Origin of the sequence: Agromyces sp. NPDC127015 (assembly GCF_042725165.1) — a bacterium.
Taxonomy (GTDB): Bacteria; Actinomycetota; Actinomycetes; order Actinomycetales; family Microbacteriaceae; genus Agromyces; species Agromyces chromiiresistens.
In genome coordinates, this window is sequence record NZ_JBHXDI010000001.1 from 577416 (window position 1) to 604044 (window position 26629).

Consider the following 26629-nt stretch of genomic DNA (forward strand, 5'->3'; position numbering starts at 1 on the left):
CATGACCGACGAGCAGAACCAGAACCACGAGGAGCCGGTGATCCGCGACAAGCGGCGCATCGACCCCGAAACCGGTGAGGTTCGGCAGCCGGCCGCCGACGGGGCGCCCGAGGAGGGCGCCCCCGAGGCATCCGACCTCATCGAGGACGAGACCGAGCTCACCGTCGACGACATCCTGAACGCGGCGAACGCCGAGGTGCAGGAGCCGAGCGACGAGCACCTCGCCGACCTCAAGCGGGTGACCGCCGAGTACGCGAACTACCGCAAGCGCACCGAGGCGAACCGCGAGATCGAGCGCGAGCGCGCAGTCGGTGCGGCCGTCGCGGTGCTGCTGCCGGTGCTCGACGACCTCGACCGCGCCGAGAAGCACGGCGACCTCGAGGCGGACTCGCCCTTCGCGACGATCGCCGCGAAGCTGCGCGGCGCCGTCGAGAAGCTCGGGCTCGCCGCGTTCGGCGAGGTCGGCGAGCCGTTCGACCCGCAGCGCCACGAGGCGATCTTCCAGCAGCCCAGTGACGAGGTCGAGGTCGACACGGTCGCCGATGTCGTCGAGACCGGGTACACGCTGGGCGGCGTGCAGCTGCGCGCCGCGAAGGTCGTCGTCAAGACGCCGGCGGCCTAGCCCCGCCGCACCCACTCCCCGGTGGTCGAGTAGCGAAGCGTCTCGAGACCCGCGCATCAGGTCTCGATACGCGCTACTCGACCACCGGACCCATTTCAGACAGACTCAGAGAGAGGAGGTGCCGATGGCCAGTCAGGACTGGTTCGACAAGGACTTCTACCAGGTGCTCGGCGTCTCCAAGGACGCGAGCGACGCGGAGATCAAGAAGGTCTACCGCAAGCTCGCGCGCAAGTACCACCCCGACCAGAACCCGGGCGACGCTGCGGCCGAGGCGAAGTTCAAGGAGATCAGCGAGGCGAACGCGGTGCTCTCCGACCCCGAGCAGCGCAAGGAGTACGACGCGATCCGGGCGATGGGCACGGGCGCGCGGTTCACCGCGCCGGGCGCCGGCGGCCAGGGCGGCTTCGACGACGTCTTCGGCGGCATGTTCGGCCAGGGCGGCGGGCAGCGCTACACGTTCCAGCAGGGCGGCGGCGCCGAGTACGACGACCTGCTCAGCGGCCTGTTCGGGGGCGGCCGGTTCGGCCAGTCGACCGGCGGATACCGCGGGTTCGGCGGCCCGACCAAGGGCCGGGACGTCTCGGCGACGACGACGCTCGACTTCATCACCGCCACCAAGGGCGACCAGGTCACCCTGCAGACGGCCGACGGCAAGCCGATCACGGTGCGCATCCCGGCGGGCGTCTCGGACGGCCAGAAGATCCGGCTGCGCGGCAAGGGCCACCCCTCGCCCGACGGCGGCGAGACGGGCGACCTCATCCTCACCGTCAACGTGCGCAAGCACCCCGTCTTCGAGCGCGACGGGCTCAACCTGCGGGTCACCGTGCCGGTGACCTTCACCGAGGCCGCGCTCGGCGCGACCATCCAGGTGCCGACCCTCGGCGGCGACCCCGTGAAGCTCAAGGTCGCGCCCGGCACGCCGAGCGGCCGCGTGCTGCGCGTGAAGGGGCGCGGCGTGGAGACCAAGAAGGGCACAGGCGACCTGCTCGCGGTCGTGCAGATCGCGGTGCCGTCGCACCTCTCGAAGGACGCGCAGGCGGCCGTCGAGGCACTCGCCGCGGCGCTGCCCGACGAGAACCCACGCGACGAACTGCTCGCGAAGGCCCGGGGCTGACATGAACGAGACGAGCCCGCTCTTCGTCATCTCGGTCGCAGCCGAGCTCGCGGGCATGCACCCGCAGACGCTGCGGCAGTACGACCGGCTGGGCCTCGTCTCGCCGACGCGCACAGCGGGCAAGTCGCGCCGCTACTCGATGCGCGATGTCACCCAGCTGCGCGAGATCGCGCAGCTGTCGAGCGAGGGCGTGAGCCTCGAAGGCATCCGCAGGGTGCTCGGGCTCGAAGACGAGGTGCAGTCGCTGCGGGCCCGCGTGCGCGAGCTCGAGGCGGCACTGGCCGACGAGATGCTCAACCGCCCGGGCCGGCGCATCTTCGCGGCCGGCTCGGCCGGAGAGGTGATCACCCTCAAGGCCGGCACGCGCGCGCGCCGTGAGAACGCCGTCGTCGTCTGGCGCCCGCTCGAACGCTGAACGTCAGCGCGTCGTCCGGCATTCGGGCGAATGCCGGACGACGCGGGTTCGTGCCGATGAGGCCTCAGCGGCCCCGGACGGGGTACGAGACGATCTGCCCGTCGCCGAAGACGCCGGCCGAGACGACCACCTTGCCGCTCTGCCATTCGACGCCGGCCGGGCTGTCGACCTCGGCGAACGTCGAGACCGATCCGTCGCGCGTGATCGCCGACACCTTGCCGCCGAACATCTGGCTGACGTAGATCGTGCCGTTCGGCGCCACCGCGAGTCCGGTCGCTCCGGCGAAGCCGGTGGCGACCAGCGCGGAGTCCCCGCTCACCGGGTCGACGCGGTAGACCGAGCCGTAGGGGAATCCGAGCCCGGGCGCCCCGGGAAGGGTCGACACGTAGAGCATCCCGTCGGTGCCCATCTCGACGTCGGTCGGCACGGGCTCGGCGTCGTAGGTCAGGCCGACGACGCACTCGTCGAGCACGATCGGCTGCCCCTCGACCTCGCCGACCACGCGCATCTCGTCGGTGACCACGAGCGGCTGCGGGGGCAGCACGGCGACCGTCGAGACCTCGTCGCCGACGACCTTCAGCACCGCGTTCATGCCCGAGTCGGCGACGTAGGTCACGCCGGGCAGCGCCAGCGTGCCGTACGCGTGGGTGTCGACCAGCCCCTGGTAGCGCGGGTTCACGAACGGCGGCAGCGTCGCGGCGCACTCGTCGGAGATCTCCTCGAATCCGTACCAGCTGTCGCCGTCGGGGTTGTTGGCCTGCTCCCACGCGAGCAGGTCGATCGACGTGTCGCCGGCGGGGCCGCTCGACTTCAGCCACGACCCCTCGATCGTCTGCTCGTCTCCGGCGCGTTCGCTCCAGGTGACGGTCGGGCCGAGCACCGAGACGCCGGTCGAGTCGGGGCCCTGCGAGAGGGTCTCGCTGCTTCCGCCGGCGATGCGGGTGACCTCGCCGAGGAATGACTGGCCCACGGTGATGACGCCGTCGGCCGACAGGTCGAACGTCAGCGGGCCGACGAGGTGCTCGGCCAGCACCGTGGGCGGGCCCGAGCTCGGCGCCTTCGGCGCGGCGGTCGCCGGCGCGGCGACGGCGGTCGTCGCGCCGATCGCGACGGCGACGGCGGCGGCAGCGGTGAGTGGGATTGAACGGCGCATCGGGTACTCCGACCTTGATCGAACTGCGCATCCGCCCTTTGCGCACGCTCCGGCGCGCACGGAAAGCCTCGGGTGGGCGGATCCGCGTCCGAACGTACTCCGGTCGGGCGGGCCCCTCCACCCCCCGTTCGAGTGCGGGTCAGCGACCCCAGGCCGAGGCGGGCGCCTCGACGACCTCATACGGGCGGGAGCTCCAGTGGGTGCCGTAGCCGTAGTGGCTCGACGCCCACGGCGAGGCCCAGATCGCCTGCGCCGTCGCGTCGGCCGAGTCGCCGCGCTCGAGCGCGGCCTCGACCTCGGGGTACCGCCCCGAGCCGATGTTCGCGGCCGCGTAGTACGCCGCGTCGACGAGCGTCGCGTAGCTGCCGAGTCCGGAGCCGCCGCCCGAGCCCATGCCGTTGTTGAGCGGGTTGTTGCGGTTCCACCAGTTGTCGGCGCCGTTCTCCTGGCGCATCCACCGCATCATGAACGTCACGTTCTCGTCGGTGAGCGGCCAGCCGCCGTCGACGATCACGAGCTTCGCCCAGTCGAGGTTGGTGCCGCCCGCGATGAGCGTCTCGGGACCCGTCGACGCGACGTACGACTCGGTCGAGACGGCGGTGGCGGATGCCTCGCCGTCGACCCGCACCGACTGGGCGGCCGCGCGGAAGGAGTCGGCGGCGTCGCTCGCGGCGGCGGCCGCCTCGATCGTCGCAGGGTTCACCTGCGGGGCGAGCGACACGGTCGCGAGCAGGCCGAACACGGCGGCCGTTCCGAGTACGCCGGCGAAGCGGCGGACGAATCGCCCGCCGCGAGTCGCGCCCCCGTGCCGTTCTCGCCGCATGCGGACCCGAGGGTAGCAAACCGAGCCGGGTACCGCACCCAGCTTCCACCTCGCCGGCGGGCGGGCGAGCTCACGAGCGCCTCGAGACGTTCGCCGCGTAGCCTTGGCTCATGCCTCTCGACTTCGGCGCGCTCCGCCGACATCCCGATGTCGAGGGGCCGGGGCTCGAAGCCGTCGACGCGGCCGATCGGCTCATCCTCGACGAGGCTGCCGGTCGTCTCGCGGAGAGCGAGCCCGACACGGTCGCCGTCATCGACGACGCGTACGGAGCGCTCGCCCTCGGCGCGGCCGATGCGATCGGCGCCGACGCCGCGCATCCCGTCCGCGCGCACCAGGACCTCATCACGGGCGAACGCGCGCTCGCCGAGAACGCCGGACGACTCGGGCTCGTCGGCGCGGTCGACTCGCTGCCCCTCGCGCCCGGGCTCGTCGCCGGCGCGCGCCTCGTGCTCGCACGGCTGCCCCGCCCGCTCGACCGGCTCGACGAGGTCGCCGCGCTCGTGGCCGGCCACGCGGCATCCGGGGTCGTGTTCGTGGCGGGCGGCCGCATCAAGCACATGTCGCTCGCGATGAACGACGTGCTGCTCCGGCACTTCGAGCGCGTCGACGTCTCGCACGCGCGGCAGAAGTCGCGCGTGCTCGTCGCGTCGGGTGCCCGCACGGGGGCCGAACCCGGATGGCCCCGGCACGAGCGGCATGGCGATCTCGGCCTCGAGGTCGTCGCGCACGGCGGCGTGTTCGCGGGTGCCGGCGTCGACATCGGCACGCGGTTCCTGCTCGGCGAGCTGGGTGCGGCGATGCCGGATGCCCCGACCGCGGTCGATCTCGCCTGCGGCACCGGTGTCGTGGCCGCGTGGCTCGCGCGCGAGCGCCCGGGTGTGCGGGTCGTCGCCACCGACCGGTCGGCCGCGGCGGCGGCATCCGCCCGTGCGACCGCCGAGGCGAACGGCGTCGGCGACCGCGTCGAGGTGACGCAGGCCGACGGGCTCGAGCGGCTCGCCGAGGCGAGCGAGCGGCTCGTGGTGCTGAACCCGCCCCTCCACAGCGACGCCGCGCTCTCGACCGGCATCGCCGCCCACCTCTTCGCCGACGCGGCGCGGGTGCTCGCGCCCGGCGGCGAGCTCTGGTGCGTCTGGAACTCGCACCTCCGCTACCGTCCGATGCTCGAGCGCACGGTGGGGCCGACCCGGCAGATCGCGCGCAACCCGAAGTTCACGGTCACGGCCTCGAGGCGCGACGGGTGACGGCCGGGTCACGGCCCGGCGGCGGCCCGGGTTCGGCGCACGAGCAGCAGCTCACCACGGTCGAGCGTGCCATCGACCGCGCGGCGCATCGGCTCCTCGCGGGGGCTCCCGAGCGAGGCATCCGCGCATGGCTCGTCGAATTCCTCGTCTTCGGCGCGAAGCAGGCCTGGGCGTGCGTCTTCGGGGCGGCGCTGCTCGCGGCCATCGTCGCGGCCCGCCTCTGGTACCCCGACGACGCGGTGCTCGCGCGCAACGACGCGCTCACGATCGCAGCGGTGCTGATCCAGGTGGTCATGGTCGCGACGCGCCTCGAGACGGGACGCGAGCTGTGGGTCATCGTGCTCTTCCACCTCACCGGAACCGTGATGGAGATCTTCAAGACCGACGTCGGCTCGTGGATGTACGCGGGCGACGGGGTGCTGCGCATCGCGGGAGTGCCGCTCTTCTCCGGGTTCATGTATGCGGCGGTGGGGTCGTACATGGTGCGCGTGTACCGGCTCTTCGACCTCGGCTTCACGCGCTATCCGCGGCGATGGATCACGGCGATCCTCGCGGCGCTGATCTACCTCAACTTCTTCGGGCACCACTACATCGCCGACTTCCGCTGGGTGCTGCTCGCCGCCGTGGTCGTGCTGTGGTGGCCGACGGTCATGCACTTCCGCGTGTGGCGGCGCACGCCGCGGATGCCGCTGCTCGTCGCCTTCGCGCTCGTGGCGCTCTTCATCTGGTTCGCGGAGAACATCGGCACCGCGAGCGGGGCCTGGCTCTACCCCGACCAGGCAGACGGCTGGCAGCTCGTGTCGGCCTCGAAGCTCGTCTCGTGGTTCCTGCTCATGATCATCTCCGTGGTGCTCGTGACCTGGGTGTACCCGCCGCGTCCGCCCGTTCCGTCCGCGGCCCCGGTCGCGGCGGCTGGCCGGTCGGCCTGATCCGACCGATCTCCGTCTGAGATCCCGGACGAGCTGTCTGCATCTCCAGACACGAGCCGTCGTGCGACGGTCGTGCGGCGGCGTCGCATGGGGTGTCGTTGAAGGGCGGCGCGAACGTGCGGCATGCGGAGGACGAGGGAGTTCGGAGTGGCAGCGGCGGAATCCGGAGTGGCGGCGCCCGCCGGGATCCCGTCGAGCGCCTGGCGGCTCCGCAGCGACGTGTGGGAATACCTCGGCCATGTCGTCAGGCAGTCCGTCGCCGGGCCGGCGGACGCGGTCGGTCCCCTCGCGGAACCCGGTGAACTCGACGTGGCCGGCGAGTTCGCGCGGCTGCTGCCGGTGCTCGAGGCCCTCGAGGGGTACTGGGCGATCCCCGGGGTCGATGCCGTCCGCACGCTGCGAGAGCTGATCGAGCGAGGCGACCTGGCCGCCGCCGCGGCGCACCTCGACGACGTGGCTCCGCGATCGTGGTTCCCGCGGCCGGCCGGCGAGGAGCCCGAGTCGGGCGCAGCCGAGACCGTCGCCGCGCCGCACGTGTTCCAGGTGCTCGTCGTCGGCAACGACGGCGACGAGGCCGAGGCCGCGATGCGGGCGTCGCTCGGCTCGCAGCGCCGTCCGTCAGATCGCCTCGCCTATGAACTCGTCTTCGTGCAGAACGTCGAGGATGCGCTCGCCGCCGTGCTCGTGAACCCCGAGCTCCAGGCCTGCGTCATCCGGCCGGGGTTCGGGTGGCGCACCGACCGGCCGCTGAGCCGCGACCTGCGCGCGTTCATCGACGGCCACCTCGGCGGCGCGCGGCCGGCGAGCCCGATCGACCGCATCACCATGCTGGCCGAGCAGCTCTCGGCGCTGCGGCCCGAGCTCGACCTCTACCTCGTCGCGGGGGTGTCGATCGAGCGACTGGCGCACGAGCTCACGAGCCGGTTCCGGCGCATCTTCCGCACGCAGGACGCGATGGAGCTGCACCTGACCCTGCTCGCCGGGGTCGCCGAGCGGTACGAGGCGCCGTTCTTCCACGCCCTGCAGGAGTACAGCCGCCGCCCGACCGGTGCGTTCCACGCGTTGCCCGTCTCGCGCGGCGCCTCGGTGCTCGACTCGCGCTGGGTCGGCGACTTCGCCGACTTCTACGGCATGAACCTCTTCCTCGCCGAGACCTCGGCCACATCGGGCGGGCTCGACTCGCTGCTCGATCCGAGCGGATCGCTGCGGCGGGCGCAGGCCGCGGCGGCGCGGGCGTTCGGATCGCGCAAGACCGTGTTCGTCACGAACGGCACGTCGACCGCGAACAAGATCGTGCACCAGTCGATCGTGAAGCCCGGCGATGTCGTGCTCGTCGACCGCAACTGCCACAAGTCGCATCACTACGCGCTCATGCTCGCGGGGGCGCGGGTCGCCTACCTCGACGCGTACCCGCTCGACGAGTTCTCGTTCTACGGCGCGGTGCCGCTCGAGACGATCAAGTCGACGCTGCTCGCCTACCGCAGGGCGGGCCGGCTCGACGAGGTCAAGATGGTCGCGCTCACGAACTGCACGTTCGACGGCATCGTCTACGACCCCGCCCGGGTGATGGAGGAGTGCCTCGCGATCAAGCCCGACCTCGTCTTCCTCTGGGACGAGGCGTGGTTCGCGTTCGCGGCGTTCCACCCGGTGTACCGACGCCGCACGGCGATGGCCGCGGCGCGAGAGCTCGGCCGCGCGTTCGCCGACCCCGACCGCCGAGCGGCGTACGACGCGCAGCAGCGCGAGCTGGCCGCCGAGCCGGACGCCGAGCGCGCGATGCTCGAGCGCCGGCTGCTCGCCGACCCGTCGCGGGCCCGGCTGCGCGTCTACGCCACGCAGTCGACGCACAAGACGCTCACCGCGCTGCGGCAGGGGTCGATGATCCACATCCACGACGAGGACTTCGCGGCATCGAACGCCGAGGACTTCCACGAGGCGTACATGACGCACACCTCGACGTCGCCGAACTACCAGATCCTCGCGTCGCTCGACGTCGGCCGCCGGCAGGTCGAGCTCGAGGGGTACGCCCTCGTGCAGCGCCAGGCCGACCTCGCCGTGCACATCGGCCACGCCGTCGCCCGCCACCCGCTGCTGCGCAAGCGCTTCCGCATCCTGAGCACCCTCGACCTCGTGCCGCAGCGGCACCGCGAGACCGGCCGGCCGATGCCCCTGCGCGACGGGCTCGCCGACATGGCCGAGGCCTGGCGGCGCGACGAGTTCGTCGTCGACCCGAGCCGGCTGACACTGCACATCGGGCTCACGGGCATCGACGGCGACACGTTCAAGCACGAGCACCTCATGGACCGGTACGGCATCCAGGTCAACAAGACCTCGCGCAACACCGTGCTCCTGATGACGAACATCGGCACGTCGCGCAGCGCCGTCGCGTACCTCGTCGAGGTGCTCGTGAAGATCGCGACCGAGCTCGAGCACGAGTCCCGCCCGTCCGGCGGTCGCGGGGGCGTCGCCCGATCCGAACGGCGCGGCCCCGCGACGCCGCCGCTGCCCGACTTCAGCCGGTTCGCCGATCGCTTCCGCGCCGCCGGCGACCTTCCCGACGGCGACCTGCGCGCCGCGTACTTCATGAGCTACTCGGATGACGCGTGCGAGTACCTCTCGCCGGCCGAGGTGCGCCGCCGGATCGCCGACGGCGCCGAGGCGATCTCGGCGGGCTTCGTCACCCCGTACCCGCCCGGCTTCCCCGTGCTCGTGCCGGGGCAGGTCATCACCGAGCAGACGCTCGCGTTCATGGACGCCCTCGACACCCGCGAGATCCACGGGTTCGACCGCCGGCTCGGCTACCGCGTCCTCATCGAGCCGACCATTCCCGCACACCAGTTCGAAGGAGAATCGTGAGCACCACGGAGACCCAGGGCAGCCTGCGGCGCGGATTGAGCGCGCGCCACATCCGCTTCATCGCGCTCGGCTCGGCGATCGGCACCGGCCTCTTCTACGGCTCGTCCGCGGCGATCCAGGCGGCCGGCCCGGCCGTGCTGCTCGCCTACATGATCGGCGGCGCGGTGATCTTCATCGTCATGCGCGCACTCGGCGAGATGGCGGTGCGCCACCCGGTGGCCGGCTCGTTCGGACAGTACGCCTCCCGCTACGTCGGCCCCTTCGCGGGATTCCTCACCGGGTGGACCTACACGTTCGAGATGTTCGTCGTCGCGCTCGCCGACGTCACCGCGTTCGGCGTCTACATGGGCTTCTGGTTCCCCGACGTCGAGCGCTGGGTGTGGATCCTCGCGATCGTCTTCGTCATCGCGGCGGTCAACCTCGCGAGCGTGAAGGTGTTCGGCGAGCTCGAGTTCTGGTTCTCGCTCATCAAGATCACGGCCATCGTCGCGATGATCGCGGGCGGCATCGCCATCATCGTCTTCGGGCTCGCGAACCAGTCGGAGCACGCAGCCGGGGTGCAGAACCTCTTCGTCGACGGCTTCGCACCGCACGGGGTGTGGGGCATCCTGGCATCGCTCACGATCGTCATGTTCGCCTTCGGCGGCACCGAGGTGATCGGCATCACGGCGGGCGAGGCGCAGGACCCGAAGAAGGTGCTCCCGAAGGCCATCAACTCGGTGCCCGTGCGCATCCTGCTGTTCTACGTGCTCACGCTCACGGTCATCATGATGCTGCAGCCGTGGACCACGATCGACGGCAGCGCGAGCCCGTTCGTCTCGATCTTCGACGGCCTGGGCCTCACCGGCGCGGCCCACGTGCTCAACGCGGTCGTCGTCACGGCGGCGCTCTCGGCCATCAACGCCGACATCTTCGGGGCCGGGCGCATGCTGCACGGTCTCGCCGAGCAGGGTCACGCGCCGAAGGCGTTCCAGCGCACCACCCGCAACGGCGTGCCGTTCATGACGGTGCTGGCGATGGTCGGCGCGCTCCTCGTCGGCGTCGTGCTGAACATCTGGTTCCACGACCAGATCTTCTTCCTCATCGCCGCGCTCGCGACCTTCGCGACCGTCGTCGTCTGGCTCATGATCCTCGTGTCGCACCTCCGCATGAAGCACGAGATCGCGCGCGAGCGCTGGCTCCCCTCGGAGTTCCCGATGCCGTTCTACCCCGTCGCCGCATGGGTCGCGCTCGGCGTCATCGGCCTCGTGATCGTGCTCATCGGCGTCATGCCCGAGTCGCGGCCGGCGCTCGTCGTGGGCGTCGTGTGGCTCGCCGTGCTCGCCGTCTGCTATCTCGTCCTCGTGCGCGGCGCCGGTCGCCGGCGCGTCGAGCTCGTCGACGAGACGGCTGCGGTCCCGGTCGTGGGCGACGGTCCGCCCGCGGTCGAGTACGAGGACGCTGCGCGCCCCGGCGAGTAGCGCGCCGCGCGCCGGGCGACGCCCCGCTACTCGACCGACGGAAATCGTGTCAGGCTGGAGGGGTGACCGACATCCTCGAAGCACACGACCTCGACCAGGCCGCGCAGGGCGCCGCCGCGGTGCCGTGGCGCGTCATCGTGTGGGACGATCCGGTCAACCTCATGAGCTACGTGAGCTACGTCTTCCGCAGCTACTTCGGCTACCCGCGCGACGAGGCCGAGCGGCTCATGCTGCGCGTGCACACCGAAGGCCGCGCGGTCGTCGCCTCCGGCAACCGCGAGGCGATGGAGCACCACGTTCACGCGATGCACGGCTACGGGCTGCAGGCCACGGTCGCGAGGGGCGACACGTGATCGTCGCGGGCCTCGGCGGGGGAGAGGGCGTCCGGCTCGTGCTCGAGTCGGAGGAGGCGATGCTGCTCTCCGAGCTCGCCGACCAAGTCGACTCGGTGCTGCTGCTCGGCGAGCCGAGCGACCCGGCGCTCGGACGCCTGCTGCCGAGCGCCTACCCCGACGACGCCGAGGCCTCGGCCGAGTTCAGCCGCTACACGCGCGAGAGCCTCGTCGACGGCAAGCGCCAGGCCGCGCAGCGGGTGCGCGACGCCACCGCGGTCCAGGGCGACGGCATCGTGCAGATCGAGCTCGACCAGTCCGAGGCGTGGGGCTGGCTGACGTTCCTCACCGACCTCCGCCTCATCCTCGCCGAACGCGTCGGCGCGGCCGGCGACGACGCCGACGACGAGCCCGGCGACCTCGCCGCGGTCGACGAAGAGAGCGGGGCCGCGGCGTCCGAGACCCGCGACGACTACCTGCGCGCGGCGTACGAATGGGCCGGCTTCGTGCAGGGCTCGATGCTCGAGGTGCTCGACCCGACCGACCGCTGACCGACCCGACCGCGCCGCCCCGCCATCACGGTCGGCGCGCCGGTCTGCGGCAGGATGGGCAGCGACGCGCCCGCCGGGCGCCGATCGAGCGAGGGAGTCGCAGTGAGGGAAGCATCGTCGTGGCGCCGGGTGTTCGCCCGCCCGACCGAGTCGGCGGAGTCGGTCGAGAGCTTCGCGCTCGTCATCGGCACGATCGCGTTCGTCGTCGGAATCGTCGTCGCGACGCCGCTCTTCTGGGGCCGTGACCTCGCGATCTCGGGCGACGGCTCGCTCGGCGAGTTCGCGGCGCTCGCCGGCGCCCTCGTCGCCGGCGCGTCGTTCGTCGTCTCCCGGGTGCTCGTGCGCCGCGACCTCGCGCGCGGGACCGACCCGTTCGAAGTGCCGGGCGCCCGCCTGCACTGGTTCGACATCGTCGCGCTCGGCGTCGCGAACGCGGTCATCGCCCTGCTCGTCTGGCTCGGCCTCGCGAACATCCTCGAGCGCAGCTTCATCGGCGCCGTCGTCTTCACGCTGCCCGCGATCGCCCTCGCGGGCGTCGCCCTCGCCCTCAGCGCCTACGTCGGCTTCCTGAGCGGCGCGAACCTCACGCCGAGCCTCCTGTCGCTCGTGCTCGCCGTGTTCCTCGTGGTCGGCGTCATCGCCTCGATGCTGAGTGCGAGCGACCCGCTGTGGTGGCAGAAGAACCTCTCGGCGCTCGGCATGACCGACGACGTCTCGGCGTTCGCCTTCAACCTCACGCTCGTCATCGCCGGCGTCATCGTCACGACGATCGCCCGCTACGGCACGACCTCGCTGCCGGTCGAGACCGCGGTCGACCAGCGCCGGCGCCGCACCGTGCGGGTGCTGCTCGTCGTGATCGGCATCTTCCTCGCCTGCGTCGGCATCTTCCACGTCGACGACTTCTTCATCGTGCACAACTCGGTCGCGACCGGAATGGCCGTCGCCTTCGCGGTCCTCGTCTTCGCGCTCGCCCGGCTCGTTCCGCCGATGCCGAAGGCGTTCGTCGTGCTCGGGTACGTGTACGTCGCGGTGATCGTCGTGCTCGGCGTGTTCTTCGCGATCGGCTACTACAACCTCACCGCGGTCGAGCTCGTCGCGGCCGTGCTCATCTTCAGCTGGATCATCGTGTTCCTCCGCAACGTCGGTGCGATCCGTCAGCGCGACGCCGGGCGCGCGGCGGGCGCCGGTGATGGCGACGCGGATGTCGCGGCCGGCGCGTCCGCGACGGCAGGGGCCTGACCGGACGGACCGGACACGGGACGCGAACGGGCCGGATGCCACGAGGCATCCGGCCCGTTCGACGGAACGTCGGGCGCTGTCGCTTACGCGAGCGCCTTCGCCTTGAGGGCGTCGTACTCGGCCTGGGTGATGGTGCCGGCGTCGAGCAGCGCCTTGGCCTTGGCGATCTCGTCGGACGCGCTCGCCGAGGTGCCGGCGGTCTGGCGGATGTAGGCGTCGGCGGCCTGCTGGGCTGCCTCGGCGTCGCGCGCCGAGCGCTCGGCCATGCCCTTGCCGCGGGCGATCAGGTAGATCAGCGCGGTGAGGAACGGGACGAAGATCAGGAAGATGATCCAGAACGCCTTCGCCCAGCCGTTCAGCTTCGAGTCGCGGAACAGGTCACCGATGATCGCGAAGAGCGCGAACAGGTAGGCGATGAACGCGAACGCCCAGAAGAACCACCAGATCAGGTCCCAGAAGTTGTTCCAGAAATTCATGTGCTGCGTGCCTTTCGATTACGAGGTGAGGCATCGCCGGATGCGACGCCGGGAAGCCCCGTCTCAGTAACGGCATCGCCTGTGCAGGCGGTGCCTCCCCCTGACCGAAGACCATCCTGTCGATGACAATAGCGCGACCGTGCCCGGAATCGTGCGGATTTCCGCGTCGCGACGCGCTCGGGCGCAAGAATCCTGACGGACGGTGAGTGACTTCGGCGTGCTCGCCGGGTAGCGTCGCCGGGGGAGGATGAGCATGGCGGAGTGGTGGTCGACGCTCGACATCAACGGCTGGAGCATCGCCGGCATCGTGGTGACCCTGCTGGCCACCTGGATCCTGGCCCGGCTCTCCCGCAGGGGGGCGCGGGCGGCGATGGCGCGTGTGCCGAGCCTCGACGACGGGGTGCGACTGCTCGCCGAGCGCGTCGTCGGGTACACGGTGTGGCTCATCGGCATCGGCATCGCGCTGAGCTTCCTCGGCGGCTCGGTCCAGCCCATCCTCGCGATCGCCCTCGTCGTCGCGGTCGTGCTGGTCTTCGTGCTGCGGGGCATCGCCGACAACTTCGCGGCGAGCGTGGTGCTGCAGACGAGGCATCCGGTCGGGGTGGGAGACGAGCTCGAGGTGGGCGACGTCGTCGGCGTCGTCACCGAGCTGAACGGCCGGTCGGTGATCGTGCGCAGCTACGACGGCCGCACCGTGCACCTCCCGAACTCGCAGCTGCTCACCGAGGCGTTCTCGAACAACTCGGCCCACGGGGCCCGGCGCAGCGAGATCGAGGTGCGCGCCGCCGCGAGCGGGACGCCGCGCGAGCTCATCGTCGAGGCGGTGAGCGGCACGCACGGGGTGCATCGCCGCGAGACGATCCAGTTGCGCCCGATCACCATCGGGCCCGACCGCGAGGTGTACCGCGTGCGCTTCTGGCATCATCCGGCCAACGGCGTCGCGGTGACGGCTGCCGTCGTCGACGCCGTCGCAACCGCGCTCGCCGAACGGGGGATCGGCGCCGTCGTGACGAGCGAACCGCCGCCCCCGCCGCTCGTCGCGCCGACGGAGTTCTGACACGGCTGAACCGGCCGAGTCCGCGGGGCACGCGTACGGCATGATTGCTGGCGAGGGCCCGCGCGGTCCACGAGGAGGGGGAGCGAGTGTCGGCGACACCACAGGCACCGAGGGTGCGCGACCTCGCGATCCTGGCGATCCCGACGATCGTGGTCGGCATCGGCTCGGCGGTCATGCTGTGGCTGCTCGACCTCGCGGCCGAGTCGCTGCACGGCGTGATCTGGGAGAGCGTGCCCGACGCGATCGGCATCGGCCCCGACGCCCCGATCTGGATCTTCACGGTGCTCACGCTCACCGGAGCCGCGGTCGGGGCCGCCGTCTGGCTGCTGCCGGGGCACGGCGGGCCCGACTCTGCGCTGGGCGAGCTCGATGCGCCGCCGCCGAAGCTCATGGCCCTGCCCTCGCTCGCGCTCGTCGTCGTGCTCGGCCTCGCCGGCGGGGTCAGCCTCGGCCCCGAGAACCCGATCATCGGCATCAACACGGCGCTCACGATCGCCCTGCTCGCGAAGGTCGCCGCCAAGATCCCGACCCGACTCGCCGCGACACTCGCGATGGCCGCCACGATCGGCGCGCTGTTCGGCACGCCGGTCGCGGCCGCGCTCGTGCTCACCGGAGCGGTCGCCGCCGTCAGGGGCGGCGGCTCGCTGTGGGACAAGCTCTTCCTGCCGCTCGCCGCGGCCGGCGCGGGCGCCATCACGATGCACGTGCTCGGCGGCTCGTCGCTCGCATTCGCGCTCGAGCCGATGGACGGCGTCGAGGCGATCGACCTCCTGAGCGGCACCGTCATCGCCGTGGTCGCTGCGGTGGTCGGCCTGATCGGCGTCTACCTGCTGCCGATCCTGCACCGCTTCTTCCACTCGATGCGGAACCCCCTCATCTACACGACGCTCGGCGGCGCGCTGCTCGGCGTGCTCGGCATCATCGGCGGACCGGTCACGCTCTTCAAGGGCCTCGACGAGACCGGTGAACTGCTCACGAATCCCGACGACTTCTCGATCGGCCAGCTCGCCCTGTTCGCCGCCGTCAAGCTCGTGGCCCTCGTGATCGCCGCCGCCGCCGGATTCCGCGGCGGCCGCGTCTTCCCCATCGTGTTCATCGGCACGGCGCTCGGCCTGCTCGCGTACCACCTCGTGCCCGACATCCCGATCTCGCTCTCGGTCGCCTGCGCGGTGCTCGGCATCACGCTCGTCGCCACTCGCGACGGCTGGATCGGCATCTTCCTCGGGGCCGCGATCGTCGGCGACACGACGGTGCTGCCGCTGCTCTGCGTGATCGTGCTGCCGGTGTGGCTCGTCGTGACGAAGGCGCCCGAGTTCATCGCCCACGAAGCCCCCGAGCCGTCGAAAGAGGTCGCCTCATGACCGTGGCCCGCCCGCTCGTCGGCCTCGACCGGCACAACGTCCTCCGCGAGATCGTCGCGGGCGTCACGCTCATCGCGATCGCGATCCCCCTCAACATCGGCTACGCGCAGATCGCGGGCCTGCCGCCGACCGCCGGTCTCTACGCGCTCGTCGTGCCGACCGTCGTCTATGCGCTCGTCGTGTCGAGTCGGCAGGTCGTCGCCTCGCCCGACGCGGCGGCCGCGGCGCTCGTCGCGAGTTCGATCGGAGGGCTCGCCATCGCAGGCGACGCCGAGAACTACGCGACCCTCGCGCTCGCGCAGGCGATCCTCTGCGGTGTCATGTTCATCGCGCTCGCCGTCTTCAAGCTCGGGTTCCTCGCGAACTTCCTCTCGAAGCCGATCCTCGTCGGCTTCGTCGGCGGCCTCGCCCTCGACATCCTCATCAGCCAGATCGCGAAGATGCTCGGCATCAAGATCCCGTCGGGCGGAGAGTTCATCGAGAAGACCACGGCGCTCATCGAGGGCCTGCCGACGATGAACCTCGTCGCCGTCGCGATCTCGGTCGGCTCGGTCGCGGTGCTGCTCCTCGGCAAGCGGTTCCTCCGGGCCGTGCCGTGGGCGCTCGTCGTGCTCATCGTGAGCACGATCCTCGTCTACGTGCTCGACCTCGACGACGCCGGCGTCGACGTGCTCGGCGCGGTGCCGGCCGGCCCGCCGACGCTCACCTGGCCGGTCATCGACTGGACGATGTGGTTCGCGCTCATCCCCTCGGCGATGGCGCTGACGCTCGTGACGACGGCCGAGGGCCTGCTCGTCTCCCGTTCGTACGGCGAGAAGCACGGGTACTCGACGAACCCCAACCGCGACCTCCTCGCCTTCGGCCTCGGGAACATCGCCGCAGGAGCCTCGGGCAGCTTCGCCGTCGGCTCGTCGACGTCCCGCACCGCGGCCATGGACCAGGCGGGCTCGCGCACGCAGCTGCCCTCGCTCGTGCTCGCGGTCGGCACCCTGTTGCTGCTCCTGTTCGGCACGGCGTTGCTCGCCGACATCCCCTCCCCGGCGATCGGTGCGATCGTCGGCGTCGCGATCCTGCCGCTGCTCGGCGTGCGCGAGTTCGTCGACCTGTGGAAGGTCGACCGGTTCGAGTTCGGCGTCGGGGCGGCGTGTTTCCTCACGACCCTCTTCGTCGGCGCGATCCCCGGCATCCTCGTCGCCTTCGTGCTCGCCCTCATCAATCTCGCCCAGCGTGCCGCGAACCCCGCGATCGACGTGCTCGAGGCGGGCGGCGAGCCCGGTGACTCGCTGCTCGACGAGGCGCCGAAGGGTCACGTCACGGCGCCGGGCGTCATCGTCGTGCGCCTCGCCGCGCCGCTCTTCTTCGCGAACGGGTCGGTGTTCAGCGACGCCGTCAAGAAGGCCGTCCGCCGCGCGACGGCGGCCGGCAACGGACCGGTGCGCCACGTCGTGATCGACATGGAGGCCGTGACCGACATCGACGTGACCGGCGCCGAGAGCTTCGAGGCGCTGCTCGCCTGGCTCGACGAGCACCACGTCGATCTGACGTTCAGCCGAATGCGCCCCGGCACCAGGGTGCGCCTGGCCGACCTCGGCCTGCTCGGCGACCGTGCCGTCTACCCGACCAACCGCGACGCGATCGCCGCGCTCGTCACGACCGACCAGGAGTGAACATGCCCATACCCGTCACCGTCGACAACTTCACGCGCGCCGAGACCGACACCATGATCCGCAACATGCTGCCGATCATCGGCGGGCTGGGCGTGTTCCATCACGACCGCGAGCTCTCGCCGCTCGACCAGCAGCCCGTGATCCGGCAGAACCGCGACACGCTCTACTCGGTCGCGATCGTCGACATCGCGGACGGTGCGACACTGACGATTCCCGAGACCGCCGGCCGCTACCTCTCGGTGATGGTGATCAACCAGGACCACTACATCAACCGGGTCTTCCACGAGGCAGGGCGCTACGAGCTCGCGCGCGCCGAGTTCGGCACCGACCTCGTCGTGATCGCCGCCCGGATCCTCTTCGACCCGGCGAGCGAGGCCGACCTCGCCGAGGTGCATCGCCTGCAGGACGGGCTGACGATCGAGGCGGCCGGGCAGCGCGTCTTCGACTCCCCCGACTACGACACGGCCTCGCACACCGAGGTGCGCGACGCCCTGCTGGTCCTCGGTCGGACGATCGGCGGACTCTCACACTGCTTCGGCAAGGCCTCCGAGGTCGACCCCGTGCGCCATCTCGTCGGAACCGCCCTCGGCTGGGGCGGCCTGCCCGACGACGAGGCGCAGTACCTCAACATCGAGCCGGGCCTGCCCCGCGGCCGGTACACGATGACCTTCGGTGCCGACGTGCCCGCCGACGCATTCTGGTCGCTCAGCGTCTACAACGGCGCCGGCTACTTCGAGCCGGGGCCGAGCGGGCTCACCAACGTCAACTCCGTCTTCGCGGTGAAGAACGACGACGGCACGACCACGATCCACCTCGGCGACTGGGGCGACGAGACTCCGAACCGCATCCCGCTGCCCGAGGGCTGGAACCTCCTCGTGCGGCTCTACCGTCCCCGACTCGACGACCTCGCGAACTGGCGGGTTCCCGAGATCGTCGCCGTCTGATCGATCAACGAACGACAGGAGCAACCACCATGGGCAGCGTCATCGGAGACATCCTCCCCCTCGCCGTCGGAATCGCGATCAGCCCGATCCCGATCATCGCGGCGATCCTCATGCTCCTGTCGCCGAAGGCGAAGGGCACGAGCGTCGGCTTCCTCATCGGCTGGGTGCTCGGCATCGTCGTCGCGGTCGTCGCGTTCACGCTGCTCGCGTCGGTCATCCCCGAATCCGACGCGGACGACTCGAAGCCGATCTCCGGCGTCATCAAGCTGCTGCTCGGTGCGCTCCTGCTGCTGCTCGCCGTCAAGCAGTGGCGCTCGCGGCCGAAGCCGGGCGAGGAGCCCGCGATGCCGAAGTGGATGTCGGCCATCGACCAGATGACGTTCGGCAAGGGCCTCGGCCTCGGCTTCCTGCTCTCGGCGGTCAACCCGAAGAACCTCATCATGGGCGTCGGCGCGGGCGTCGCGATCGGTTCGGCCGGGCTCTCGGGTGGCGAGCAGGCGATCGCGATCGTCGTCTTCGTGCTCATCGCGGCGTGCTCGGTCGCGATCCCGGTGATCGGCTACCTGCTCGCGTCGAAGCAGATGGCGGGCCCCCTCGAGTCGCTGCGGAAGTGGCTGGTGCACAACAACGCGGCCGTCATGGCGGTGCTGCTGCTCGTGATCGGCGTCGTCATGATCGGCAAGGGAATCGGGAGCTTCTGAGTGACGGGGCACGGCGCGACCTCATCGACGGACGGCTCGGGGCGGGCGTTCGGGCGCGGCTCCCGCGTGCTCATCGCGCTCGCCGCGGCCGTCGTCCTCTTCGTCGGCGTCTGGTTCGCCCGCGACCTGCTCGCTCCCGCCGCGCTCGCCGCGGTCGTCGTGATCATCGCGTACCCGGTCCGGCGCCCGCTCGAACGTGCGGGGTGGCCGGTCTGGCTCGCCTCGACGGCCGTGATCGTCGTCGCGTACCTCATCCTCGCGGTGCTCGCGGTGCTGCTCGTCTACGCGGTCGGCCAGTTCGTCGCGATGCTGCCCGAGCTCGCGGACGACCTGCAGGCCACGGCCGGCGGCGTGGCCGACTGGCTGCAGGGCCTCGGCTTCTCCGCGCCGTCGGCGCAGACGGCACTCGGATGGCTCGACCCGGGCGCGATCGGCAAGGCCGCCCTCGGGGTCGCCGACCAGGTGCTCGGCTTCGCGACGGCGTTCTTCTTCGTGCTCGCATACGTGATCTTCATGGCCGTCGACGGTGCGCGCTTCCGTGCGGCGTCGGCTGCGGCATCCGCGTGGATGTTCGGCAACGCGACCGCCGATCGCATCGCGACCCGCTACTTCACGGGGGTTCGGCGCTACTACGTCGTGAACGCGACGTTCGGTGCGATCGTCGCCGTGCTCGACGGCCTGCTGCTGTGGGCCGTCGGCGTGCCGATCCCGGCCGTGTGGGCGATCCTCGCGTTCGTCACGAACTTCATCCCGAACATCGGGTTCGTCATCGGGCTCATCCCGCCCGCCATCCTCGCGCTCGTCGTCGGCGGCTGGCCGCTCATGCTCGCCGTCATCGCGATCTACTGCGTCATCAACGTCGTGCTGCAGGTGCTCGTGCAGCCGAAGTTCGTGAGCGACGCGGTCGGCCTGAGCCTCACGCTGACCTTCTTCTCGGTCGTGTTCTGGGCGTTCGTCATCGGGCCGATCGGGGCGATCCTCTCGGTGCCGCTGTCGCTGCTCGTGCGGGCCCTGCTGCTCGAGCCCGATCGCGGCGCCGTCGCGCTGCGCCGCCTCACCGGCGAGGGCGAGGACTCGCTGCGGGCGTCGGGTTCACGCGACGTGCATGATGACCTGCGGGCGGCGGAGCCCGAGAGTAGTACCCGAGGCCAGGAGGAATCCGATGTGGTGGAACAAGAAGCATGAGTCAGCGGAGACCGATCCGGCGCACGCCGAGGGCGCAATGACCGCCGGGACACCGGTGCCGCACCGCAACGCGTTCATGCTGCTCGGGTTCGCGGGCCTCGTGATCACCCTGTTCGGCATCGCCGCGATCGGGTCGGTGTTCTCGGCGGTGTTCCTCGCGCTCGTGCTCGTGATCTGCGTGCACCCCGTGCGGCGCGGGCTCGAGCGGCGCGGCGTTCCGCGGGGCATCGCGACGCTCCTGGTGCTGCTCACCGTCGTCCTCCTGCTCGGCGGCTTCGTCTTCGCGCTCGTCATCTCGTTCGCGCAGTTCGCGACGCTGCTGCCCGAGTACGCCCCCGAGTTCGAGTCGTGGGCGACGGCGGCGTCGAAGTGGCTCTCGAGCCTCGGCGTCGGCCAGGAGCAGATCAACGCCCTCATGAGCTCGTTCGATCCGGGCAAGATCGTCGGCGCGCTGAGCGGGCTCGTCAGCAGCCTGCTCGGCGGGGCGCTGGGGTTCATCTCGTTCGCGGTGATCCTGCTGACGATGCTCATCCTCATCACGTTCGACTCGTCGTACGTGCCGACGGTCGTCGCGGGCATCGGCCGCAAGCGGCCCGAGCTCGCGACGGGGCTCGTGCGATTCGCCAGCGGCGTCCGCCGGTACATGGTCGCGACGACGGGGCTCGGCGTCGCGCAGGGCCTCGTGAACTGGCTCGCGCTCGCGATCATGGGCATCCCGGGCGCGGCCCTCTGGGGCATGCTCTCCTTCCTGTGCAGCTTCATCCCGAACATCGGCTACTTCATCGCGATCGTGCCGCCGCTCGTGTTCGGCGCACTCGTCGGCGGCTGGCCGACCGTCGTCGCGGTGATCGTCGTCTACGGCCTCATCAACGCGGTGATCCAGTCGATCATCCAGCCGAAGGTCGTCGGCAACGCGGTCTCGCTCAGCCAGTCGCTCACGTTCGTCTCGGTGCTCGTGTGGGCCGTCGTGCTCGGCCCGATGGGCGCGATCCTCGCCGTTCCGCTCACGCTCCTGGTCCGCATGCTGCTCGTCGACTCGAACCCGTCGGTCGGCTGGGTGCTGCCGGCGCTCGGCGAGGTCGACGACGTGAAGCGCGAGATGGACGAGATCGACGCGGAGGCGAAGGTCGCCCGCATGCAGCGTCGCGAGGAGAAGCGGCACGAGCACGCGGCCGCTCGATCCGAGGGCGATCCCTCGCCCGACGACGACGGCGGAAGCGCGGGCACGTCCCGCTGACGGGCCCCGAACGAACGGATGCCTCGGCGAGCAGCTGCTCGCCGAGGCATCCGTGTTCGGTGATGAGGTCGGCTACTCGCGCGCGAACGCCGCGAGGGCCTCGAGCTCGAGGTCGAGGTACTGCTCCTCGCTGACGTCGATGGCGACCCCGAGCAGCGTGCCGCCCGTGAACGGGAAGGAGTCGGTGTACTGGCTGCTCACCGCGTCGCCGCTGTCGTAGCCGATGCAGAGGCCGTCGCCGCACAGCGTGAACTTGCCGACCTGCGCCCGCATCGGCCCCTCGGCGACGACCTGGTCGTCGACGTAGAGCTTGCAGGTGCCGATCGACTCGCCGTGCTCGCCGGCGCTCTCGCGGACGAACTCCATGCCGAGGGCGTGCTTGCCGGGGGTCAGCGCCTCCGACGTGAACGCCTGCTCGGGCGGGATGCCGAGGAAGTTGTACACGTAGTTGAGCTTGCCGTCCTTGATGAACAGCGAGTGGCCGCCGAAGCGCGAACCGTGCGCGAAGAGCACGCCCTGCGTTCCCGTGTCGACCTCGACGTCGGCGATGATCTTGAACGAACGGCCGCGCACGTTGACCGCGACCGACTCGGGCACGGCGCCGGTGTCGGGGTAATAGACGTAGCGCGAGCGCGGCGGCTCGGACTGGGGCCGCTCGATCGTGAGCTGCTCGCGCGCCGACCGGTCGTCGAGCGGCAGCACGTGGTTGCGCTCGGCCTCCTCGAACCAGAGGTCGACGAGCTCCTTCAGCTTCTCGGGGTGCTCGGCGGCGAGGTCCTTCGCCTCCGAGCGGTCCTCGTCGACGTGGTAGAGCTCCCAGCGGTCCTCGTCGAAGCGCCCGTGCCCGGTGAGCGGCGCGTGGATGCTCGCCGCCTTCCAGCCGTCCTTCCAGATGCCGCGCGTGCCGATCATGGTGTAGTACTGCACGTGCTTCTCGGTCGGCCCATCGGGTTCGGCGTCGAAGCTGTACTTCATCGAGACCCCGTCGAGCGGTCGCTGCTCGACCCCGCGGAACACCTCGGGGAACTCGATGCCGATGACGTCGAGGATGGTCGCGACGATGTCGGTCGAGTGGTGGTACTGGTGGCGGATCTCGCCCTTGGCCTTGATGCCGGCCGGCCAGTGGATCACCATCGGGTCGCACGTGCCGCCCGAGAACTGGGCGTAGCGCTTGAACATCTGGAAGGGCGCCGAGAACGCCGCGGCCCACCCGGTCGGGTAGTGGTTGTACGTCTCGGGCCCGCCGAGCACGTCGATCTTCGAGAGGTTCTCGGCGAGGTCGTCGGGGAACCCGTTGAAGAACTTGTTCTCGTTGACCGAACCGTCGGGCGAACCCTCGCCCGACGCGCCGTTGTCGGCGCAGTAGAAGATGAGCGTGTTCTCGAGCTGGCCGGATGCCTCGAGGTAGTCGATGATGCGGCCGGTCTGCACGTCGGTGTACTCGCTGAAGCCCGCGAACACCTCGGCCATGCGGCTGAACAGGCGCTGCTCGTCGGCGGAGAGCGACTCCCACGGCTTGACGTAGTCGGCGGGGTTCGCCTGGTCCTCGGGCAGGGGGTTGAAGGGTGTGAGCTCGGTGCCCTCCGGCAGGATGCCGCGCTCGATCATGCGCTCGAGCACCCATGTGCGATAGGCGTCGTAGCCGTCGTCGAACAGTCCCTTGTACTTGTCGATGTACTCCTGCGGCGCGTGGTGCGGCGCATGGTTGGCACCCGGGCAGAACCAGGTGAACCAGGGCTTCGAGGGGTTCGAGGCGTTCTGGTCCCGGATCATGCGGATCGTCTGGTCGGCCAGGTCCTTCGAGAGGTGGTAGCCGTCTTCGGGCGAGTAGGGCTGCTCGACGAACCGGTTGTCCTCGACGAGGTCGGGGTACCAGTTGTTCGTCTCGCCGCCGAGGAACCCGTAGAAGCGGTCGAAGCCCATCGCGAGCGGCCACTGCGCCTTGCTGCCGCCGGCCGAGATGTCCTCTTCCGGGACGTTGTGGTTCTTGCCGACCCAGAACGTCGAGTAGCCGTTCTGCTGCAGCACCTGGCCGATGGTCGCGCACTCCTCGGGGATGCGACCGGACAGGCCCGGGAAGCCGTTCGTGCCCTCCATGATCACGCCCATGCCGTTGGCGTGGTGGTTGCGCCCGGTGAGGAAGGTCGACCGCGTCGGCGAGCAGAGCGCGGTCGTGTGCCACTGCGTGTAGGTGAGCCCGTTCTTCGCGAGCCGGTCGAGCGTCGGCATGTTGATGCGGCCGCCGTATGGCGACCACGAGGCCATGCCCGTGTCGTCGTACAGGATGACCAGGATGTTGGGCGACCCCTCGGGCGCCTTCGGCAGCTCGTACGGCGACCAGTCGGCCACCGAGTCGCGGACGTCGAGCTTGATCGTCCCCTTGAATTCCTTGGACATGTGGAGTGCATCCCCTCGTCGACTGCACGGGCGGTCCGCCCTTCGGTCGACGCTACTCGGCGCGCGCACGGCAGGGAAGGACCATCGCGTTCCGTGTGGCCCGAACGGGGGCCGCCCCGTTCGCCTTGAGCGCAGCGCGCGTTGTGGCGGCTCGTGGGCGTCGGGGTTAGTCTTCGGATGTCGCCGGTGACCGCCGGCGGCGCATCTTCGAACCCAAGGGGAATCATGGCGGAGTTCGAGTACGGCCCGGTGGAGCTGTACCTGGTTGGATTCGAGGGGGACCGGCTGGACGCCGGCACGGTGGAGGCCCTCGAGGAGCTGGTCGAGGGCGGCGAGATCCGCCTGCTCGACCTCGTGATCGTCTCGCGCGAGCCCGACGGTTCGGTGCGCATCGTCGAAATCGAAGACGAAGGCGAGTCGTACGGCTTCGGCGTGCTCGAGCTCGAGCAGTCGGGCCTCGTCGGTGCGGAGGACGTCGACGACTTCGCCGAGCTCATCCCTCCGGGCACCTCGGCGGCGCTGGCCGCCTTCGAGCTCGTCTGGGCCAAGAAGCTCGCATCGCGCTTCGCCCAGGGCGGCGGCGTGGTGCTGTCGACCGAGCGCATTCCCGCGCCGGTCGTCAACGAGTTGCTCGCTCAGGCGAGCGGTGAGGAGAACTGATCATGCCTCTGCGTCGAATGGGTCGTCCCGGCCTCATCGGCATGGCCGCGCGCACGGCGGTCGTCGCGGGCACCGCGACCGCGGTCTCCGGCAACGTGGCGCGTCGTCAGAACGAGCGCGCCGAGCAGAAGTACGAGGCGCAGGCCTACGAGCAGCAGCAGGCGGCCGCGCAGCAGCAGGCCTACGCCGAGCAGGCCGCGCAACAGGCCGCCGCCCAGCAGGCGGCTGCGGCACCCGCGGCCCCGGCCGGCGGCGTCGACGTCGTCGCCGAGCTGCAGAAGCTCGCCGCCCTGCAGCAGCAGGGCATCCTCTCGGCCGACGAGTTCGCCGCCGCGAAGGCGAAGCTGCTCGCCTGAGCGCCTCGAGCGCGAACGACGCGGATGCCGCGGGCCCTGTGGCCCGCGGCATCCGTCGCGTTCGCCGCCGATTCAGGCGGACGTCAGCGCCGCCGTGTCGCGGCGGCCGGGCAGTCGGCGGGTCGCGGGGAGGGCGGCGAGCGCCGCCACCGCGCACGCGAGCATGCCGACCTTCACGCCCCAGAGCTGCGACGCCGCGTAGTGCTCGACGAGGTCGTCGACCTGTTCGGCCGGGTAGCCCGCCTCGAGGAGCGCCGCCTCCGCCTCCGCCGGGGTGACGTACTCGAGGCCCTGCGACACCTGGACGGTCGCCTGGTCGCGCACGGCCGACTCGAGGTCGGGATCGGCGGCGATGAGCCCGAGCACCGACGACGCGAGCGCCCCGACCATCAACGACCCGATGAGCGCGGTGCCGAGCGATGAGCCGAGGTTCTGCGCGGTGTACTGCAGGCCGCCGGCCTCGCTGCGGGCCTCCGACGGCACCGACGACTGCACGACGTTGCCGAGCTGCGACGCGAGCAGGCCTGCGCCGAGACCGACGAGCGCCATGCCGATGGCGAAGGGCGTCGTCGCGAGCACCGGCTCGATCGTCGCGATGATCACGAGGCAGGCGAGCACGATCGTGACGAGTCCCGTCCGGACGAGCGCGCGGGCGCCGAGCGCCCCGCCCAGGCGTGCGCCGATCGCGGCGGCGGCGAGCATCGCGATCGACGTCGGCAGCAGCCGGATGCCCGTCTGGAACGCGTCCATGCCCTGGGTGACCTGGAGGTAGAGCGGCACCGCGAAGAAGATGCCGAGCAGCACGAGGTTCTGCGCGAGCAGGCTCGCCAGCCCCGAGCGCAGTGCGGGGATGCGGAGGTTGCGCACGTCGAGCAGGGGCACGCGTCCGCGAGCGGCGACCCTGCGCTCCCACGCGAAGAAGCCCCAGAGCACCAGGAGCCCGGTGCCGATCACGAACGGGGTGAGTGCGAAGCCGAACGGGGTGATCGGCGACTGGAGCGGCTGGAGCCAGCCCCAGGTGCCGCTCTGGAGGACGCCGATGACCACGAGCGCGAGCCCGAGCGCCGAGAGGAGCGCGCCGACGAGGTCGAGGCGGAATCGCTCGCGAACGTGGTCGTCGGTGATCCACCGGCTCACCGCGAGCACGAACACGACGAAGACGACCTCGCCGGCGAAGACCCAGCGCCAGGAGTACTCGGTGGTGAGCCAGCCGCCGAGGAGCGGGCCGATCGCGACGCCCGCGCCCGCGACCCCGCCGATGATGCCGTATGCGCGCGCCCGGGCCGGCCCTTCGTAGCTGCCGGCGACGAGTGCGGCCAGGGCGGGCAGCACGAGGGCCGCGCCGGCGCCCTCGATGAACGACCAGCCGACGATGAGCACCTCGACGGTCGGTGCGATCGCCGTCATGAGCGAGCCGACCGCGTAGATCACGAGCCCGATGCGGAAGATCCTGAGCCGGCCGAAGAGGTCGCCGATCTTGCCGCCCGTGAGCATGAGCGCGGCCATCACGAGGGCGTAGAGCGTGATCGCGAGCTGGATCGTCGACACGGTGGTGTCGAACTCCTCGACGAGCTGGCTGATCGAGACGCTCATCACCGAGCTGTCGAGCACCATGATGAACTGTGCGATCGCGAGCGGGATCACCGCGCGCGAGGCCTGCTTCGCCGCCGGTTCCGTGTCCATCGCATCCCCGCTCCGTGCGCCGTCGAACCGACCGCTGCGATCGTGACTGCATGATATGGCGGGCGGCCGGCGCGCGGATAGACCCGTATTGCGGGGACGGGACGATGACGCGCGGCGGACGGGGCGGCGGCGCGGGATCGGGACCACCCCTTGCCGTCCGCTCCCTC

Annotated in this window: 24 protein-coding genes; 19 read left to right on the forward strand and 5 right to left on the reverse strand. The window is 70.9% G+C overall.

Annotated elements, in window-relative coordinates:
* Position 1: 1 nt before the first annotated feature.
* The 3 genes from ACFWGP_RS02665 to ACFWGP_RS02675 all read left to right on the forward strand — a co-directional run bounded on the left by ACFWGP_RS02665 (position 2) and on the right by ACFWGP_RS02675 (position 2151).
* Positions 2–622, forward strand: coding sequence for a nucleotide exchange factor GrpE (locus ACFWGP_RS02665; protein WP_231429444.1), 621 nt, complete (start codon positions 2–4; stop codon positions 620–622).
* 124 nt (positions 623–746) lie between these two features.
* Positions 747–1736 (forward strand): DnaJ C-terminal domain-containing protein, encoded by a 990-nt coding sequence (locus tag ACFWGP_RS02670; protein WP_231429447.1) that lies wholly within the window; start codon positions 747–749, stop codon positions 1734–1736.
* A gap of 1 nt (position 1737) precedes the next feature.
* Positions 1738–2151, forward strand: coding sequence for a heat shock protein transcriptional repressor HspR (locus ACFWGP_RS02675; RefSeq protein ID WP_231429449.1), 414 nt, complete (start codon positions 1738–1740; stop codon positions 2149–2151).
* A 64-nt stretch (positions 2152–2215) separates the two neighbouring features.
* Here ACFWGP_RS02675 and ACFWGP_RS02680 read toward each other — a convergent pair whose 3' ends face one another.
* Together ACFWGP_RS02680 and ACFWGP_RS02685 are read right to left on the reverse strand one after the other, a co-directional pair.
* Positions 2216–3304, reverse strand: a complete 1089-nt coding sequence (locus tag ACFWGP_RS02680; protein ID WP_376930070.1) for a ScyD/ScyE family protein — start codon at positions 3302–3304, stop codon at positions 2216–2218.
* Between the two features lie 139 nt (positions 3305–3443).
* The gene (locus ACFWGP_RS02685; protein WP_231429454.1) at positions 3444–4127 is read right to left on the reverse strand and encodes a hypothetical protein; all 684 of its coding nucleotides are present in this window, start codon (positions 4125–4127) and stop codon (positions 3444–3446) included.
* A gap of 110 nt (positions 4128–4237) precedes the next feature.
* On the opposite strand from ACFWGP_RS02685, the gene ACFWGP_RS02690 reads away from it, so the two are divergent.
* The 7 genes from ACFWGP_RS02690 to ACFWGP_RS02720 all read left to right on the forward strand — a co-directional run bounded on the left by ACFWGP_RS02690 (position 4238) and on the right by ACFWGP_RS02720 (position 12738).
* Positions 4238–5371: a class I SAM-dependent methyltransferase gene (locus ACFWGP_RS02690; RefSeq protein WP_376930071.1), complete on the forward strand. Its 1134-nt coding sequence runs from the start codon at positions 4238–4240 to the stop codon at positions 5369–5371.
* Positions 5368–6300: a DUF817 domain-containing protein gene (locus ACFWGP_RS02695; protein WP_376930072.1), complete on the forward strand. Its 933-nt coding sequence runs from the start codon at positions 5368–5370 to the stop codon at positions 6298–6300. The genes ACFWGP_RS02690 and ACFWGP_RS02695 overlap by 4 nt, the downstream gene beginning before the upstream one ends.
* Before the next feature lie 147 nt (positions 6301–6447).
* Complete coding sequence (locus ACFWGP_RS02700; protein WP_376930073.1) at positions 6448–9156, forward strand: beta-eliminating lyase-related protein; 2709 nt, start codon at positions 6448–6450, stop codon at positions 9154–9156.
* Positions 9153–10616, forward strand: a complete 1464-nt coding sequence (locus ACFWGP_RS02705) for an amino acid permease (RefSeq protein ID WP_376930074.1) — start codon at positions 9153–9155, stop codon at positions 10614–10616. Before ACFWGP_RS02700 ends, ACFWGP_RS02705 begins: the two co-directional genes overlap by 4 nt.
* 71 nt (positions 10617–10687) lie before the next feature.
* Positions 10688–10969, forward strand: a complete 282-nt coding sequence (clpS, locus tag ACFWGP_RS02710; protein ID WP_374201158.1) for an ATP-dependent Clp protease adapter ClpS — start codon at positions 10688–10690, stop codon at positions 10967–10969.
* Positions 10966–11499: a DUF2017 family protein gene (locus tag ACFWGP_RS02715; protein WP_376930075.1), complete on the forward strand. Its 534-nt coding sequence runs from the start codon at positions 10966–10968 to the stop codon at positions 11497–11499. The genes clpS and ACFWGP_RS02715 overlap by 4 nt, the downstream gene beginning before the upstream one ends.
* Before the next feature lie 102 nt (positions 11500–11601).
* On the forward strand, positions 11602–12738 hold the full coding sequence (locus ACFWGP_RS02720) for a DUF998 domain-containing protein (protein ID WP_376930076.1): 1137 nt from the start codon (positions 11602–11604) through the stop codon (positions 12736–12738).
* Between the two features lie 83 nt (positions 12739–12821).
* Here ACFWGP_RS02720 and ACFWGP_RS02725 read toward each other — a convergent pair whose 3' ends face one another.
* Entirely contained in the window at positions 12822–13214 is a 393-nt protein-coding gene (locus tag ACFWGP_RS02725) for an SHOCT domain-containing protein (protein ID WP_231429468.1), read from the reverse strand.
* Positions 13215–13467: 253 nt separating this feature from the next.
* Here ACFWGP_RS02725 and ACFWGP_RS02730 point away from each other — a divergent pair, with 253 nt between their 5' ends.
* From ACFWGP_RS02730 to ACFWGP_RS02760, 7 genes are all read left to right on the forward strand, one after another.
* The gene (locus tag ACFWGP_RS02730) at positions 13468–14271 is read left to right on the forward strand and encodes a mechanosensitive ion channel domain-containing protein (protein WP_376930077.1); all 804 of its coding nucleotides are present in this window, start codon (positions 13468–13470) and stop codon (positions 14269–14271) included.
* Between the two features lie 86 nt (positions 14272–14357).
* A complete protein-coding gene (locus ACFWGP_RS02735; RefSeq protein ID WP_231429472.1) occupies positions 14358–15632 on the forward strand; it encodes an ion channel protein in 1275 nt (424 codons plus the stop codon).
* Positions 15629–17299 carry a SulP family inorganic anion transporter gene (locus ACFWGP_RS02740; RefSeq protein WP_275507046.1) on the forward strand — a complete coding sequence of 557 codons (1671 nt, stop codon included), beginning with the start codon at positions 15629–15631 and terminating at the stop codon, positions 17297–17299. Before ACFWGP_RS02735 ends, ACFWGP_RS02740 begins: the two co-directional genes overlap by 4 nt.
* 2 nt (positions 17300–17301) lie before the next feature.
* Positions 17302–18243 carry a DUF1214 domain-containing protein gene (locus ACFWGP_RS02745; protein ID WP_231429476.1) on the forward strand — a complete coding sequence of 314 codons (942 nt, stop codon included), beginning with the start codon at positions 17302–17304 and terminating at the stop codon, positions 18241–18243.
* Between the two features lie 29 nt (positions 18244–18272).
* Positions 18273–18944, forward strand: coding sequence for a GAP family protein (locus tag ACFWGP_RS02750; protein WP_231429478.1), 672 nt, complete (start codon positions 18273–18275; stop codon positions 18942–18944).
* Entirely contained in the window at positions 18945–20129 is a 1185-nt protein-coding gene (locus ACFWGP_RS02755) for an AI-2E family transporter (RefSeq protein ID WP_275507044.1), read from the forward strand. It begins immediately after the preceding gene.
* A 37-nt stretch (positions 20130–20166) separates the two neighbouring features.
* Positions 20167–21366 carry an AI-2E family transporter gene (locus tag ACFWGP_RS02760; RefSeq protein ID WP_376930078.1) on the forward strand — a complete coding sequence of 400 codons (1200 nt, stop codon included), beginning with the start codon at positions 20167–20169 and terminating at the stop codon, positions 21364–21366.
* A 72-nt stretch (positions 21367–21438) separates the two neighbouring features.
* On the opposite strand, the gene ACFWGP_RS02765 is transcribed toward ACFWGP_RS02760, so the two are convergent.
* Positions 21439–23763 carry an arylsulfatase gene (locus ACFWGP_RS02765; RefSeq protein WP_376930079.1) on the reverse strand — a complete coding sequence of 775 codons (2325 nt, stop codon included), beginning with the start codon at positions 23761–23763 and terminating at the stop codon, positions 21439–21441.
* A gap of 225 nt (positions 23764–23988) precedes the next feature.
* Between ACFWGP_RS02765 and ACFWGP_RS02770 the strand changes: the two genes are divergently transcribed.
* Together ACFWGP_RS02770 and ACFWGP_RS02775 are read left to right on the forward strand one after the other, a co-directional pair.
* Positions 23989–24423, forward strand: coding sequence for a DUF6325 family protein (locus tag ACFWGP_RS02770; RefSeq protein ID WP_231429486.1), 435 nt, complete (start codon positions 23989–23991; stop codon positions 24421–24423).
* Between the two features lie 2 nt (positions 24424–24425).
* Entirely contained in the window at positions 24426–24779 is a 354-nt protein-coding gene (locus tag ACFWGP_RS02775; protein ID WP_231429488.1) for an SHOCT domain-containing protein, read from the forward strand.
* A gap of 72 nt (positions 24780–24851) precedes the next feature.
* Here the strand turns inward: ACFWGP_RS02775 and ACFWGP_RS02780 are convergent, their stop codons facing one another.
* Entirely contained in the window at positions 24852–26462 is a 1611-nt protein-coding gene (locus tag ACFWGP_RS02780) for an MFS transporter (RefSeq protein WP_376930080.1), read from the reverse strand.
* Positions 26463–26629 lie beyond the last annotated feature (167 nt).

Bases quoted from the DNA above. Each gene is read 5' to 3' on its own strand.
- ACFWGP_RS02750 (WP_231429478.1), top strand. From the start codon at position 18,273: ATGGGCAGCGTCATCGGAGACATCCTCCCCCTCGCCGTCGGAATCGCG.
- ACFWGP_RS02685 (WP_231429454.1), bottom strand. From the start codon at position 4,127: ATGCGGCGAGAACGGCACGGGGGCGCGACTCGCGGCGGGCGATTCGTC.
- ACFWGP_RS02680 (WP_376930070.1), bottom strand. From the start codon at position 3,304: ATGCGCCGTTCAATCCCACTCACCGCTGCCGCCGCCGTCGCCGTCGCG.
- ACFWGP_RS02765 (WP_376930079.1), bottom strand. From the start codon at position 23,763: ATGTCCAAGGAATTCAAGGGGACGATCAAGCTCGACGTCCGCGACTCG.
- ACFWGP_RS02770 (WP_231429486.1), top strand. From the start codon at position 23,989: ATGGCGGAGTTCGAGTACGGCCCGGTGGAGCTGTACCTGGTTGGATTC.
- ACFWGP_RS02670 (WP_231429447.1), top strand. From the start codon at position 747: ATGGCCAGTCAGGACTGGTTCGACAAGGACTTCTACCAGGTGCTCGGC.
- ACFWGP_RS02740 (WP_275507046.1), top strand. From the start codon at position 15,629: ATGACCGTGGCCCGCCCGCTCGTCGGCCTCGACCGGCACAACGTCCTC.
- ACFWGP_RS02745 (WP_231429476.1), top strand. From the start codon at position 17,302: ATGCCCATACCCGTCACCGTCGACAACTTCACGCGCGCCGAGACCGAC.
- ACFWGP_RS02730 (WP_376930077.1), top strand. From the start codon at position 13,468: ATGGCGGAGTGGTGGTCGACGCTCGACATCAACGGCTGGAGCATCGCC.
- ACFWGP_RS02760 (WP_376930078.1), top strand. From the start codon at position 20,167: ATGACCGCCGGGACACCGGTGCCGCACCGCAACGCGTTCATGCTGCTC.
- ACFWGP_RS02665 (WP_231429444.1), top strand. From the start codon at position 2: ATGACCGACGAGCAGAACCAGAACCACGAGGAGCCGGTGATCCGCGAC.
- ACFWGP_RS02675 (WP_231429449.1), top strand. From the start codon at position 1,738: ATGAACGAGACGAGCCCGCTCTTCGTCATCTCGGTCGCAGCCGAGCTC.
- ACFWGP_RS02775 (WP_231429488.1), top strand. From the start codon at position 24,426: ATGCCTCTGCGTCGAATGGGTCGTCCCGGCCTCATCGGCATGGCCGCG.
- ACFWGP_RS02725 (WP_231429468.1), bottom strand. From the start codon at position 13,214: ATGAATTTCTGGAACAACTTCTGGGACCTGATCTGGTGGTTCTTCTGG.
- ACFWGP_RS02690 (WP_376930071.1), top strand. From the start codon at position 4,238: ATGCCTCTCGACTTCGGCGCGCTCCGCCGACATCCCGATGTCGAGGGG.
- ACFWGP_RS02780 (WP_376930080.1), bottom strand. From the start codon at position 26,462: ATGGACACGGAACCGGCGGCGAAGCAGGCCTCGCGCGCGGTGATCCCG.